We start from the raw sequence: 13083 nt of genomic DNA, 5'->3' as shown, positions 1-13083 counted from the left end.
CGGCGCGGACCGTGCGGACCGTGGGGGTGAAGTCGTCGACATCGCGCGCACGCCGCCCGGAGGACGCCGGTGAACTACCGGAGCATCGCGGACCTGGACGCCGACATCAAGCGGTGGCTCCCCGCGCTCCCGCGGGACATCGACCTCGTCGTCGGCGTCCCCCGAAGCGGACTCCTGGCCGGGACGATCCTCTCGTTGCACCTCAACGTGCCGCTGACCGATCTCGACGGCTTCCTCGAGTCACGCGTCCTCGCGACCGGTGCCCGGTTCGACGCCGACCCCGACGGGGTACCGAACCGGGTGCTCGTGCTGGACGACAGTGTCCTGACCGGCTCCGCGATGACCGAGGCACGGGCGCGGATCGACGCGGCGACGCTCCCCGCGACGACGGAGATCGTCTTCGGCGCAGTGTACGTCAGCCCACAGGGGAAACAGCACGTCGACACCTACGCGGACGTCGTCGCGGAACCCCGCGTCTTCGGGTGGAACCTGATGCACCACCCGGGCGTCGTCCCGAAGAGCTGCTTCGACCTCGACGGCGTGCTCTGTCGGGACCCCACGCCGAAGGAGAACGACGACGGCGCGCGCTACCGCGAGTTCGTCTCGACGGTCGACCCGCTCGTCGTCCCGTCGAAGCCGATCGGGTGGATCGTCACCGCGCGGCTGGAGAAGTACCGCCCGGAGACCGAGGCGTGGCTGGCGCGACACGGTATCGAGTACGGCGAGTTGATCATGCTCGACCTCCCGGACAAGGAGACGCGACAGCGGCTCGGTGCCCACGCCGCGTACAAGGCGGCGGTGTACAACGAGTGTGACGCGGTGTTGTTCGTCGAGAGCGATCACGAGCAGGCGCTGGAGATCGCCCGCCGCACCGACCGCTCGGTGTACAGCGTCGAGCACGACCAGATGATTCGCCAGGACCGCCTCACCGTCGCCCGCCGCGAGAGCCAGTGGCACCTCAAGCGGTTCCGCTCGGACCCACTGGGCGTCCTAGGGCGGGCGGGCGCGTACGTCACGACCAGGCTCGCCCGGCTCTCGTCGTAACCTGGGTGGGGTTCTCGAGCCCGAGTCCGGTCTCGGTCCCTGGTCCCGGCCTTCGGCCGCGTCGTCACCTCTCACCGAACCGTCTCCTCATCCATCTACCGTTCGGAGGCGGCTCACGTCCCCTCCATCGCTCGCCCCGACCGCTGCTCGGCTTCGAGCACCCACACCCGCGGGTCCGATCGGACGTCGACGTCCGTGAGCAGGTCGGGCCGGTACGCGTTGTCGGCCATCGACTCCCGGGCCGCGTCCCACGCCGACGGCGTGATCCGGCTGAGCGGCCCCCGAACGATCGCGCTTCGCCACCGGCTGTCCGACTCGACGTCGAACACCAGAAAGCTCGCCTCGTCCGCCTCCTCGGCGTAGCGGACCTTCCGCCCCGTCTCCGAGTGGCCCACGAGCAGGAAGTAGAGCCGGTCTTCCCCGTCGTAGCCGAACGAGAGCGGAATCCCGTACGGAACGCCCCCGTTCGCCATCGAGAGGACGCCAATCCCCCGCTCCGTCAGCAACTGGTCGATCTCCGATTCAGGCATCATATGTCCCTGGAGAACACTCGCGTCTGGTGACATACGAACTCGTTTCGACGGGACGAACAAAAGACGGGCCGGTGATTCCAGCGCGGCGGGAAGCGGAACCGACGCCGGACGAACCTGCGTCCAAAGACGGACGAAGGCGGACGAAGACGGACGAAGATGAAAAGCGAAACGGGGGAGACGGAGACGAGACGAAGTGAACGGTCCGCGGTCACCGACCCCGGGCGGCGATCTGGCGCGACGACGGTCGCGTCGGCGGGTCGCTTACTCGACGTCGATGTGGTGGCTGTCGTCGTCCGCGACGGACTCCTTGGGGAGCGTCACGGTGAGGACGCCGTTCGTGTACGACGCGGCGGCCTCGGCCTCGCGGACCGCCGCGGGGAGCGAGACGGTCCGGCGGACGGAGTGGCGGCGTCGTTCGCGGCGGACGTAGTTCTCGGACTCGTGTTCGGCGTCGACATCGCGGTCGGCACGGATCGTCAGCGCCCCGCCCGCGATCGAGAGGTCGATCTCCGCTTTCTCGAAGCCGGGGAGGTCAGCCGTGACGACGATCTCGTCGTCGTGGTCGGCCACGTCGATCCGCATCCCGCCCTGGCTCATCACGGCCGGGAGCGACGTGCCGGACTCCAGCGCGGGTGTCGACTCCGCGAACTGGGAGAACTGGCGGTTCATTTCCTCGAACTGGCGGTTCATGCGCTCGAACATCGATCGGAAGTCGAACGCGTCGTCACCGAAGTTGGTACCTCGCATCACTGTGGATCGAACGCTAAGACGCCGTCTGAAATATTAAAGATTGTAGGACATGTGATGGGTATTCGCACGCTAGACGGTCGCTACTTCGGCTTTCCGGACGAATAGCGGTGTCGGGTGTCTGTCACCGATCGTCGAGCCGATCGGGCGGCCGGACGCCGCGCCCGGCCCGACACCCGCCGGCGTCGGCTCGACGACCCGCCGACCGGTCCGGCTTCGGGATGCGCTCCACCCGCCACGCGGCGGCGTCAGCTGATGTCGATCGTGTGGGTATCGTCCTCGGCTTCGACCGTCTCGCGCGGGAGCGTCACGGTGAGGACGCCGTTGCGGTACTCGGCGGTCGCGGCGTCCTCGTCGACTGCGTCCGGGAGCCGTACGGTCCGCGACAGTCGCCGGTGGGTCCGCTCGCGGCGGACGTACCGGGCGTCCTCGCGCGCTTCGACTTCCTCCTCGTGGTCGGCCTCGACGGTGAGGTCGCGCTCGGACAGGGAGATGGTGACCTCTTCGGTCTCGAAGCCGGGGAGGTCGGCCGTGACGACGATCTCCGTGTCCGTCTCCGCGACGTCGACGGCCACCTCGTGGAGCCGCGGGCTCACCCCCACGTCGCCGAAGCTCCGGTTCATGCGCTCGAAGAACCGTTCGATATCCTCGAATGGGTTCGGTCTGTCGGGCATCACATCTGTCGGTACGTGGGCGACGGATTTGAGCGTTACCCGGGTTCGACCGTCGGGCAGAGCCGTGTCACGCCCACCCGGCCGATCACGGTCGGCGCACGAGAGTGAACGATCAGCGACCGACCTCACCGCCTTGGCGCTCACGCGCTCGTCTCGCCTGCGTCGCATCCCCGTCGGCTGCGCTGCTGACGGCACTTCAGCGTTCGCTCCGGTATCCGTCCGCTGACCAGACACCGATCGACGAGTCGATCCCGGGTCACACGCAGGACCCGTCCGCCCCGCTCAGACGACGTGGCGCGAGTCGTACGAGCCGAGCGTTCGGACCCACCCTTTCGCGGCGATCTCCTCGACCGCCGCGAGCGCCTCGGCCGTGCGCTCCTCGTAGAGGCCCGCCTCGAAGTCGATGTGGAACAGGTAGTCGCCCAGCCGGTTCCCCGACGGCCGCGACTCGATGCGCGAGAGGTTGATATCGCGCTCGGCGAACGCCTCCAGCAGTTCGAGCAGGAGGCCGGGGTAGTTGGCGTTCGGGTAGACGACGATGGAGCTCTTGCCGCCGGCCTCGGACCGCTCGGACTGCGGCGCGACGACCAGGAAGCGCGTCGCGTTCGACGAGCGGTCCTGGATGTCCTCGGCCAGGATCTGGAGTTCGCCGCCCGCGTTGTCCGGATGCCCGATGCCCGCGACCGTCGGGTCCTCCCGCGCCCGCTCGACGCCGCGGGCGGTCGAGGCCACCGCTTCGAGGCTGACGTCGGGGTACTCCGTCTCCAGGTAGGTGCGACACTGCGCCAGCGCCTGCGAGTGGCTCGCCACGACCGAGAAGTCGGGCCCCTGCGCCAACAGCGCGTGGCGAATCGGCGTGACGATCTCCTGTGTCACAGCGACCTCGTACTCCGCCAGGGCGTCGAGACTCTCGGTGACCGAACCCTCGATGCTGTTCTCGATCGGGACGACGCCGCGCTCGTATGTCCCGTCGGCGACCGCCTCGACGATGGACGTGACCGATTCGGTGAACTCGATCTCGTCGGCGACCGCCCGCGCGGCCCGGTGGGAGTACGTCCCCGCGGGACCGAGGGTGATGGCTCTCATGATCGCTCATTTCTCGGGTCGGTGGCAAAAGGCCGTCGGGTGATGCCCGTTCCGTTCTGTTCCGTTCGGCCGTGACCCCTCAGCAGTCGTGTCCACCGGCATCCAGCCGGGTCCACCGATTTCGGTGCTCCGCTGCTCACCCCTGCCACGCCGACAGCGCTCGATACTCGTCGGCCACCTCCGACACCTCGTCGGCGTCGAGGACGGCGCGCTCGGTCACGACGCCCGTCACGAACGCCGCGGGCGTGTGGTCGAACGTCGGGTTCTCCACGTCGATCGCGGCGTCGCCGTCGTACACCGCTTCGCCGGGGCCGGTCTCGCCGGCGACGGTCGCCGCCGTCGCGATCTTGTCCGCCGCCGCGACGGCGTCGACGGGGACGCCCTCGTTCGCGGCCGCGATGGCCGCCCCGCGGGTGCCGGTCTTGTTGAGAACGCTCCCGTCGGGCAAGAGGGTGTCCGCGCCGACGACCACCCTGTCGATCGCCCGCTCGGCGAGCACGTGCGCGACCGCCGCGTCGGTGACGACCGTCACGGCGACGCCCTCGCTGGCGAGCCGTTCGGCGACGCCGACGCCCTCGCGGGCGGGGCGTGATTCCGCCACGTAGACGCGGTTCGGCCCGGAGGAGGTCGACGAGAGCGCCCGCTCGACGGTCCCGGAGCGCGAGAGCGTGAGCACGGTCTCGCCGGCGACCCGCTCCGCGGCCGCCGCCGCCGCCTCCCGGTCGGCGTCGAGCGCGCGTCCGATGCCGGCGTGGGCGGCGCGTTCGACCGCGGCCGCCGTCTCCTCGTCGGCGTCGCTCATCGCGCGGTTCACCCGGTTCGCCAGGGCGGCCATGCTCGGCCGCGCGTCGAGTAACTCCCGTGCGGTCGCCGCCACCGCGTCCCAGCCGTCCGGTCCCTCGGGCTCGCAGTCGGTCCCGCGCCCGGCCGCTCGGCGTCCCGCCTCGTCTCGGAGCACCTCCAGCGCCCGCAGTGAGAGCCACGCCGAGCCGTGTTCCGTGTCGGCCGCCACCGATCCGACGGTCGGCCGCACGCGGTCGTAGGCGGTCCACAGTTCGGGGACGGTCTCCCCGCGCAGGATCACCGTCGGTGGCACCCACGTCGTCGCTCGCACCTCCTCGTTCGGGTCGACCGCCCGCTCCGTGCAGTCGAACAGGAACGGGTGGACGACCCAGTGGATCCCGAGCGTCCCGTCGGTGAACGCGACGGGATCCCCGCGCCGCACGAGCGTCACGGCGTCGCCCAGCCCGGTCTCCTCGTCGATCTCCCACCGGGCCGCCGCGTCGGGGTCGCCCTCGGCGTAGCCCGAGACGCCACCCCACAGCCCGGCGTAGGTGCCCACCTCGTCGCTCCGCCGGAGGAGCAACACCTCGCCCCCGTTGCGGAGAAAGACCGTCACGACGTGGCGCTCTCGGACTTCGGTTCCTGTTTCTGGTTCGTCGTCGCCGGCTCGGTCGTCTCGGCCGTCGCGTTCGTCGACCGCCCCCGTGTCCCCCGCTGTCGTCATGCGTGTCACAGCACGCGGGCCACCCGGATAACTCCCGGTCCGGTCGTCGTGTGAGCGATAGCGCGTCCGGTCGTCAAGCGGGCGCCAGGGTGGTTCCGCCACCTCCTCCCCAGCCGATTCGCTCCATCGCTCCCTGCGATCGCTCGGTCGCTCATCCCTCGCGCGGTCACCCGCTCACTCCGTTCGCTCGCTCCTCGCGCGCCACCGCACCGCAGGCGAGAGCCGGCCGTCGGGTGGACTCGTTTCACCCCGCTCCCAGGGCGATTCACTGCAGACCGTCCGTCGGTGAACGATCTCCGCACCCCGCCCGCCGGACGGTTCCACGCAGCGACGGCCGCTCTCGTCTCACTCCGTCTCGGCGCAGAGTTCGACGAAGTTCCGGAGGATCCGAAGCCCCGTCTCGCCGGACTTCTCGGGGTGAAACTGCGTCCCGAAGACGTTCCCCTCGCGATTGGTCACGACGGCGGGGAACGTCACCCCGTAGTCGGTGGTGGCGACCACGCTCTCGGGGTCGTCGGGCGCGGCGTAGTACGAGTGGACGAAGTAGGCGTACCCCCCGTCGACCCCCTCGACGATCGGGTGCTCTCTCCGAACTTGGAGTTCGTTCCAGCCCATGTGCGGTACCTTCTGCCCTTCGTCGAACCGGACGTTCCGGCCGGGGACGAAGTCCAGCCCCTCGACTTCGCCCTCGCCGGCGTGGTCGGCTTCCTCGCTCGACGTCAGGAGCATCTGCATCCCGAGACAGATACCGAAGACGGGCGTCCCGGCGTCGGCGGCGTCGGCGAGTGCCTCGCGGAACGGCCCCGCGTTCTCCATCCCCTCGCTGAACGCGCCGACTCCCGGGAGGACGATGCCGTCGGCATCGTCGAACGTCGCCGGGTCCGCGGAGATCGTCACGTCGGCCCCCGCGCGTTCGAGCCCGCGCATCGCCGAGCGGAGGTTCCCGAGGCCGTAGTCGACGATGACCACGGACGCGAGGGTCTCGTCGGCTCCGGCGGCTTCCGATGTGCTCATACGAGCCGTTCGACAGTCGCGCTCAAGTGCGTTTCCGTTCCCGCGACGCTCACGGCCGAACACGCTCGAACGCCGCCTCGGGCGACTGGCCGCAGATCGCGGACCGCGACTCGCGCGCCACCGGCGACGGTCGGCGTCCTGCTCCGATGTCTGACCCTCTCCGGACAACGATTATCTCCCTCCGGAGCCTTCCTCGGCCATGCGCCTGCGCCCATCCGGAACGTCGTCGTCGCTGGCCGTCGCAGGCCTCGTCGCGGTCAACCTCGTCCCCCTCGTCGGCGTCGCCTTCTTGGGGTGGAGCCTCTCGACGATCCTCGTCATCTACTGGTTCGAAAGCGGGGTCATCGGCGCGTTGAACGTCCCGAAGATCCTGCTCGCGTCCGGGTCGGCGGTTCCCGACGGCTTCACCGCAACGGTCAACGGCCGGCAGGTCGACCTCTCCGGCCCCGCGGAGCCGGTCGAGGGCCTCCACCTCTACCCCGAAAACGGCTCCGTCGCCGGCTTCTTCGTCATGCACTACGGGATCTTCTGGCTCGTCCACGGCGCCTTCGTCTTCACGCTGTTCGCGCCCGCACCCGGCTCCGGCGGGCTCGCCCTCGCGACGATCCTCGCCGGGGTGCTCGGGATGGTGGTGAGCCACGCCGGGTCGTTCCTCGTGAACTTCGTCGGGAACGAGGAGTACCGCGCCACCTCGCCCGGCGTCCAGATGAAAGAGCCCTACCGCCGGGTGGTCGTCCTCCACCTCACCATCGTCTTCGGCGCGTTCGTTGTCACGGCGGTCGGCGCGCCGGTCGCCGCGCTCGTCCTGCTCGTCGGGCTGAAGACGGTGACCGACCTCTACGCCCACCTCACAGAGCACGACCGCGCGGCCGAGCGTCGGCGCGAACGGACCGCGGTCGACGACCGTCGGGGCGAGCGAATCGACGCGGGCTGACTCCCGACGTGGGCTGACCCCCGACCTGGATCAGAAGTCGCCGAGGCTCGCCTGCCCCCCGCCGTCGGACCCGTCGACGTCGACGCCGCCCAACCGTGCGGCCGCGGCGATCGTCTCGAAGAAGCCCTCGCGCTGACTCCGGTCGTACAGCGTCGCTGCGGGGTGGACCGACACGAGGAGGCGGAGCGAGGTGTCGTCGACTCGGAGGTCGTGGACGCTCCCGGCCTCCTTCGTCACGGCGACCGACCGGCCGAGCAGGTGCTGTGAGGGCACCTTCCCGAGGGTGACGACCACGTCGGGGTCGACCGTCCGCAGTTCGGCTTCGAGGAAGCCGCGGCAGTTCGCCAACTCCTCGGTCGTCGGGTCGCGGTTGTCGGGCGGGCGACAGCGCACGCAGTTGGTGATACGGACGCTGCTCCGAGCGAGACCGGCGTCGCGGAGCGCCTCGTCGAGGACGCTCCCCGACCGGCCGACGAACGGTTCGCCCTCCTCGTCCTCGGTCGCGCCGGGGCCCTCGCCGACGAACACTACGTCGGCGTCGTCGGGACCGACCCCGTTGACGATTCGGCTCCGGGAGTCGACGAGGTCGGGGCAGCGCTCGCACGCCGTGACGCACCGCCCGTCGAACTCGACACCGGGCTCTGTGTCCATGCCGGACCGCGGTCCTACGCGCACTTAACCCCGACCGTTGTGGCCGAGCAGTCGCGCGGATCGCTCACCCACTTCGCTCGTGCCACCGTCGCGCCCCCCGTGCGGCCAGTCGCGCGACGCGAAGCGGTTCGGGCCGCCCACCTTCGGGGGTGAACGCCCGGACGAGACGGGCGGCCTCGTCGTCGTCACACCCGACCGCGCGGACGAAGACGGTCTCGTCGTTCACGTCGACGCGACGGCGCGGCGGGAGGGCCCGGTACGTCCCGAGCCGTCGGTCGAGCGCGTCGCCGTCGAACGCCTCGCGGAGGGCGGGTTCGAGGCCGGCGCTCTCCTCGAAGGAGACCGAGAGCACCGGACGCTCCGTGAGGTCGGCGAGCCGCGAGAGATCGACGACGTTGAACCAGGCGGGTGCCACGCCCGAGACGAGGAGGTAGCGGGCGTCCTCGCGGTCGAGATCGGCGACGATCGACTCGATGGCGGTCGTCGCGTCGGTTCCACCGACGGTACAGGCGGCGAAGGAGAAGTCGTCGGCGACCCGGTCGGCGCGCACGACTGCGCCACAGAGCACGCTCGGGTCGCCCTCGCGCGCCCCGTCGGACGCGGCGACGCCGACCGCGCGGACGCCGGGCTTCACCGGCCGTTCATTCGTCCGTCTCTTTGATGTCTTTGAGCCGATCGAGCAGTTCGTCGTTCGACGCCCCGATGTCGAACTCCACGGTTCCATCGTGGACGTGTCTCGCGGTCTGTTCGGCGTCTTCCTCGTCGTAGTCCGCTTCGATCTCCTGGTTTTCCTGTTCGGACTCGTCGTAGCTTCCGAACCCCATCTCGTCTCGAACATACGGAGTACCGCGTGAAAAACCATACGGGCGTTTTCACACGGTGACCTCCTGGTTTTTAACCGTCGGGCGGCGTACGGCCGGGTATGAACGACGACGTGGTCACGGTCACAGCCGAGGCCGACCAGTTCACCTGCAACGCCTATCTCGTCGGTGGCGAGACGCCGACGCTGGTCGACGCGGGGACGATGCCGGGCGTCGCCGACGTCGTCGCCGCCCACACCGAGACGCTCGACCGGGTGGTGCTCACCCACCAGCACTCCGATCACGTCGGCCGGCTCGACGAGGTGCTGGACGCGTTCGACGCCGACCTGTACGCCTACGCCGACCACCCCCGCCGAACCCACGAACTCGAAGACGGCGACACGCTTGCCATGGGCGACGACGAGTACGACGTGGTGTACACGCCCGGCCACGCCGCCGACCACGTCTCGCTCCTCTCGCACGAACGGCTGTTCAGCGGCGACGTCGTCGTCTACGACGACGGCGCGTACGACGACGGGAGCTTCGGCCGAACGGACATGGCGGGCCAGTCACGCGAACGACTCATCCAGAGCCTCCGGACGCTGCTGGAGCTGTTGCCCGACTCGGTCACGGCGATGTACGCCGGTCACGGCGACGTCTTCTACGCCGACGACGACACCGTCCGGGGAGTGATCGAGCGGGCGCTGTCGCGCGCGGAACTGCGCCAGCCGAAGTACCCCGAGTAGCCGACATACGACGGCCCGGTCGAACCCCGAAAGAGAACCAGCGACGGGCCGCGTGCGTCCGCGCGCGGCCGCTCAGGCCGCGCGCCGTTCTTTCGACTTCGGTCGCAGGTTCTTGTAGCCGCACTTGCGGCAACTCGTCGCCCGCTGGGGGTTCCGTGCGTTACACCGCATACAGATCTGCTTGCTCAGCGTCCGTTCCTCGGCCGCGTCGAAACTCGCCATGCACGCGGCTACACGACTCGGCGTCATAACGCTTGCGAGACGGCGACGGACGACGGAGAAGACGGGGTCAGGCCTCGGCCTGCCGGAGCGCGGCCTCGATCTCCTCGCGCTGGGTGACGCCGACGAACCGGTCGACGACGCCGTCGTCGTTCTCCACGACGAGCGTCGGAAGCGAGCGGACGGAGTACTCGTTGGCGACGTCCTGCTTCTCGTCGACGTCGACCTTCTCGAGTTCGAGGCCGTCGCCCCACTCCGAGACGATCTCCTCGAGAATGGAGTCCTGCTGCTTGCACGGCCCACACCAGTCGGCGTAAAAGTCCTTGAGTCGAACGCTCATTGCGTCACGTCGATTGCCGATTCGACCGCATAAGGATTTCCCACCGCGAGCGGCGCCGGTCGCGAACGAAACGTTTAGGCGGTCGACCGTCACAGGTGAGAGTATGAGCAGCGGCCAAAACAGCGGCGGCCTGATGTCGAGCGCGGGGCTCGTCCGCTACTTCGACGCGGAGGACCGCAACGCGATCCGTATCGACCCGAAGACCGTCGTCGCGTTCGGACTCCTCTTCGGCGTCCTCGTGATGGTGCTGAACGTCGTCGCGCTGTAGCGACCGCGTCACTCCCGTTCGATCCCCGTCGTCCCGGTTCGTTCTCTTCACCGATACGGCTGCGTGCGACTGGACGATTGCCCACCGTTCGACGCGTGACGCGCCCTTTTTATGAATCCGCCACCGAGCGGTTCTATATGTTACACGCGGGCGTCATCGCCGTTCAGGGCGACGTCTCGGAACACGCGGACGCGATCGAACGCGCCGCGGCGGCCCACGGCACCGAGGCGACGGTCTCCGAGATCAGGCAGTCGGGAACCGTCCCCGACTGCGACGTGTTGCTCATGCCCGGCGGCGAGTCGACGACCATCTCCCGACTCCTCCACCAGGAGGGAATCGCGGCCGAGATCGAACGGCACGTCGCCGCCGGCAAACCCGTCCTGGCGACGTGTGCGGGGCTCATCGTCGCCTCGCGCGACGCGAAGGACGACCGGGTCGAGCCGCTCGATCTCCTCGACGTGACCGTCGACCGCAACGCCTTCGGCCGCCAGATCGACAGCTTCGAGGCACCGATCGACGTCGACGGGCTCGACGACCCGTTCCCCGCGGTGTTCATCCGCGCGCCCCTCATCGACGACGTCGGTCCCGACGTCGAGGTGCTCGCCGAGTGGGACGGTCGCCCGGTCGCCGTCCGCGACGGCCCCGTCGTCGGGACGTCGTTCCACCCCGAACTCACCGACGACGTTCGCCTCCACCGGCTGGCCTTCTTCGAGTCGACCCCGGCGGAGCTGTCCGACTGAACGCCCGATCGAAGACGCAGGCTTTTCGCTTCTCGGCGGGTTCGGTCCGTGCATGAGCGACGACGCTGACCCTGCCGGTGACTCCGCTGTCGACGCCGACGGTGGGGAGACGCCCGACGCCGCGGACCACGATACCGCGGACGTCCTCGACTCCCTGTTCGCGACGATCGAGGCCCGCAAGCGCGACCTCCCCGAGGGGTCGTACACCGCCTCACTGTTCACCCACGAGAAGGGGGAGAACGCTGTCTTGGAGAAGCTCGGCGAGGAGTCGACCGAGATCGTGCTGGCGGCGAAGGACGACGACGACGCGGAGCTGTTGCACGAGTCGGCCGACTTCGTCTACCACCTGCTGGTGCTGTTGTCGACGAAAGAGCTTGACGTGGACGACCTCCGCGACGAACTCGAAGCGCGCTTCTGACCCACCCCTACCGAAGCGCGATGTCGAGGTTGCCGGCGGCGTCGTCGATCACGGCTTCCTGGTGCGGCTGTAGCTCCTGGTAGCCGAGTTCGCCGAAGATCGGCATGAACGGGTCCTCGACGTCGCTCGTCTCCCCACGGAGTTCCTCGATTATCGCCAGTCCGGAAAACGGCGCGTAGGCGCTCGAATAGCCGCCCTCGTGGGCGGCGACGAGCCGCCCGTCGCAGTGCTCTTCGGCCGCGTCGAGCAGCAGTCCGGTCAGCTCCCGGTAGCCGTCGGAGTGGAGCATCATGCGCCCCAGCGGGTCGATCGCGCCGCTGTCGACGCCCGCCCCGAGGTAGACGAGGTCCGGTTCGAACGCGTCCAGCGCGGGCAACACGACCCGTTCGAACGTCGTCTCGTACGCGCCGACGCCCGATCCGGGCGGCAGCGGGACGTTGACGGTGTAGCCGTGGCCGTCACCCTCGCCGACCTCGTCGACCGCGCCCTCCCCGGGCGGGTAGAAGTTGTCCTGGTGGATCGAGATCGGCAGGACGCTCGGGTCGTCCCAGAACGCCTTCTGCGTGCCGTTGCCGTGGTGGACGTCGAAGTCGACGACGGCGATCCGGTCGATGTCGTGTTCGGCCTGGGCGTGCATCGCGGCGACCGCGATGTTCCCGAACAGACAGAACCCGCGCCCCACGTCGGCCTCGGCGTGGTGGCCCGGCGGGCGGACGAGCGCGTAGGCGTTGTCGACCGCTCCTTCGACGACGGCGTCCGTCGCCGCTATCACCCCGCCGGCCGCCAGCCGAGCGATCTCGTAACTGTCCGGACCGAACGGCGTGAGTTCACCCGCGTCGCCGCCGGTCCCCTCGCTCTGCTCGGCGACCTCGTCGACGTAGTCGGGCGTGTGGAACCGGAGCAGTTCCTCACGGGTCGCCGGCCGCGGATCGATCGAGACGAGGCTGTCGAGCACGCCGCTCACGTCGAGGAGGTTGTGCAACCGGCGCTTCGGTTCCGGGTTCTCGGCGTGCGTGTCGGGCTGGATCGGCCCCCCGGCCGGGAGAAACGCCGCGGCACTACCCGTGTCGTGCCACATATACCACTCGTCCCAGACGAGTCCGGTGCTCATCGCCACCACCCCGCCGGAGCGATCTCGCTGCCGGGGTTCCCGTTCGCTGCCGTCGTCGACGGTGTCAGATCCCTCGTCATTAATCAAGATGATTCTCGGCTCTGCGGATTAAGTATTGGGGCTCACCCGGTCGGCCGACGGTGAAGCCGCTCGTCCCCGTCGTCAGGCCGTTTCCATCGAGAACGCCGTCCGCCAGGTCACGGTATAAAAAAGCCGTCGGTCAGGGCGCCCGCGAGCGACGTGCGGTGGAC

Annotated in this window: 18 protein-coding genes; 6 read left to right on the top strand and 12 right to left on the bottom strand. The window is 69.3% G+C overall.

Going from position 1 to position 13083, the window contains the following annotated elements; all coding sequences use genetic code 11:
* Positions 1–69: 69 nt before the first annotated feature.
* Positions 70–1044, top strand: a complete 975-nt coding sequence (locus NKJ07_RS14700; RefSeq protein ID WP_318567555.1) for a phosphoribosyltransferase family protein — start codon at positions 70–72, stop codon at positions 1042–1044.
* Between the two features lie 113 nt (positions 1045–1157).
* Here NKJ07_RS14700 and NKJ07_RS14695 read toward each other — a convergent pair whose 3' ends face one another.
* From NKJ07_RS14695 to hisH, 6 genes are all read right to left on the bottom strand, one after another.
* Positions 1158–1610, bottom strand: coding sequence for a pyridoxamine 5'-phosphate oxidase family protein (locus NKJ07_RS14695; RefSeq protein ID WP_318567554.1), 453 nt, complete (start codon positions 1608–1610; stop codon positions 1158–1160).
* Between the two features lie 228 nt (positions 1611–1838).
* Positions 1839–2327: an archaeal heat shock protein Hsp14 gene (gene hsp14, locus NKJ07_RS14690; RefSeq protein WP_318567553.1), complete on the bottom strand. Its 489-nt coding sequence runs from the start codon at positions 2325–2327 to the stop codon at positions 1839–1841.
* Between the two features lie 245 nt (positions 2328–2572).
* Positions 2573–2998, bottom strand: a complete 426-nt coding sequence (locus NKJ07_RS14685; RefSeq protein ID WP_318567552.1) for an Hsp20/alpha crystallin family protein — start codon at positions 2996–2998, stop codon at positions 2573–2575.
* 282 nt (positions 2999–3280) lie between these two features.
* A complete protein-coding gene (pheA, locus tag NKJ07_RS14680; protein WP_318567551.1) occupies positions 3281–4084 on the bottom strand; it encodes a prephenate dehydratase in 804 nt (267 codons plus the stop codon).
* Between the two features lie 136 nt (positions 4085–4220).
* Positions 4221–5591 (bottom strand): eIF2B alpha/beta/delta subunit family protein, encoded by a 1371-nt coding sequence (locus NKJ07_RS14675; RefSeq protein WP_318567550.1) that lies wholly within the window; start codon positions 5589–5591, stop codon positions 4221–4223.
* A 345-nt stretch (positions 5592–5936) separates the two neighbouring features.
* Positions 5937–6605: an imidazole glycerol phosphate synthase subunit HisH gene (hisH, locus tag NKJ07_RS14670; protein WP_318567549.1), complete on the bottom strand. Its 669-nt coding sequence runs from the start codon at positions 6603–6605 to the stop codon at positions 5937–5939.
* 199 nt (positions 6606–6804) lie between these two features.
* Here hisH and NKJ07_RS14665 point away from each other — a divergent pair, with 199 nt between their 5' ends.
* Positions 6805–7539, top strand: a complete 735-nt coding sequence (locus tag NKJ07_RS14665; RefSeq protein ID WP_318567548.1) for a DUF6498-containing protein — start codon at positions 6805–6807, stop codon at positions 7537–7539.
* 30 nt (positions 7540–7569) lie between these two features.
* Here NKJ07_RS14665 and NKJ07_RS14660 read toward each other — a convergent pair whose 3' ends face one another.
* The 3 genes from NKJ07_RS14660 to NKJ07_RS14650 form a co-directional block, all read right to left on the bottom strand.
* Positions 7570–8190, bottom strand: a complete 621-nt coding sequence (locus tag NKJ07_RS14660; RefSeq protein WP_318567547.1) for a uracil-DNA glycosylase — start codon at positions 8188–8190, stop codon at positions 7570–7572.
* A gap of 64 nt (positions 8191–8254) precedes the next feature.
* A complete protein-coding gene (locus NKJ07_RS14655) occupies positions 8255–8824 on the bottom strand; it encodes an endonuclease dU (RefSeq protein ID WP_318567546.1) in 570 nt (189 codons plus the stop codon).
* A gap of 7 nt (positions 8825–8831) precedes the next feature.
* A complete protein-coding gene (locus tag NKJ07_RS14650) occupies positions 8832–9014 on the bottom strand; it encodes a DUF5786 family protein (protein ID WP_318567545.1) in 183 nt (60 codons plus the stop codon).
* A gap of 98 nt (positions 9015–9112) precedes the next feature.
* Here NKJ07_RS14650 and NKJ07_RS14645 point away from each other — a divergent pair, with 98 nt between their 5' ends.
* Entirely contained in the window at positions 9113–9736 is a 624-nt protein-coding gene (locus NKJ07_RS14645; RefSeq protein WP_318567544.1) for an MBL fold metallo-hydrolase, read from the top strand.
* A 72-nt stretch (positions 9737–9808) separates the two neighbouring features.
* Here the strand turns inward: NKJ07_RS14645 and NKJ07_RS14640 are convergent, their stop codons facing one another.
* Both NKJ07_RS14640 and NKJ07_RS14635 read right to left on the bottom strand, forming a co-directional pair.
* Positions 9809–9958 carry a 50S ribosomal protein L40e gene (locus NKJ07_RS14640; protein WP_136590726.1) on the bottom strand — a complete coding sequence of 50 codons (150 nt, stop codon included), beginning with the start codon at positions 9956–9958 and terminating at the stop codon, positions 9809–9811.
* Between the two features lie 67 nt (positions 9959–10025).
* Positions 10026–10295 (bottom strand): thioredoxin family protein, encoded by a 270-nt coding sequence (locus NKJ07_RS14635; protein WP_318567543.1) that lies wholly within the window; start codon positions 10293–10295, stop codon positions 10026–10028.
* A gap of 103 nt (positions 10296–10398) precedes the next feature.
* On the opposite strand from NKJ07_RS14635, the gene NKJ07_RS14630 reads away from it, so the two are divergent.
* The 3 genes from NKJ07_RS14630 (at position 10399) to hisE (ending at position 11721) form a co-directional block, all read left to right on the top strand.
* Complete coding sequence (locus NKJ07_RS14630) at positions 10399–10563, top strand: preprotein translocase subunit Sec61beta (RefSeq protein WP_103424023.1); 165 nt, start codon at positions 10399–10401, stop codon at positions 10561–10563.
* Between the two features lie 137 nt (positions 10564–10700).
* Entirely contained in the window at positions 10701–11303 is a 603-nt protein-coding gene (gene pdxT, locus NKJ07_RS14625) for a pyridoxal 5'-phosphate synthase glutaminase subunit PdxT (RefSeq protein WP_318567542.1), read from the top strand.
* Between the two features lie 52 nt (positions 11304–11355).
* Entirely contained in the window at positions 11356–11721 is a 366-nt protein-coding gene (gene hisE, locus NKJ07_RS14620; RefSeq protein WP_318567541.1) for a phosphoribosyl-ATP diphosphatase, read from the top strand.
* Positions 11722–11728: 7 nt separating this feature from the next.
* Here the strand turns inward: hisE and NKJ07_RS14615 are convergent, their stop codons facing one another.
* Positions 11729–12832 carry a class II histone deacetylase gene (locus NKJ07_RS14615; protein WP_318567540.1) on the bottom strand — a complete coding sequence of 368 codons (1104 nt, stop codon included), beginning with the start codon at positions 12830–12832 and terminating at the stop codon, positions 11729–11731.
* Between the last annotated feature and the right edge of the window lie 251 nt (positions 12833–13083).

Origin of the sequence: Salinigranum marinum (assembly GCF_024228675.1) — an archaeon.
GTDB lineage: Archaea > Halobacteriota > Halobacteria > Halobacteriales > Haloferacaceae > Salinigranum > Salinigranum marinum.
This window is presented reverse-complemented; position numbering and strand designations above follow the sequence as displayed.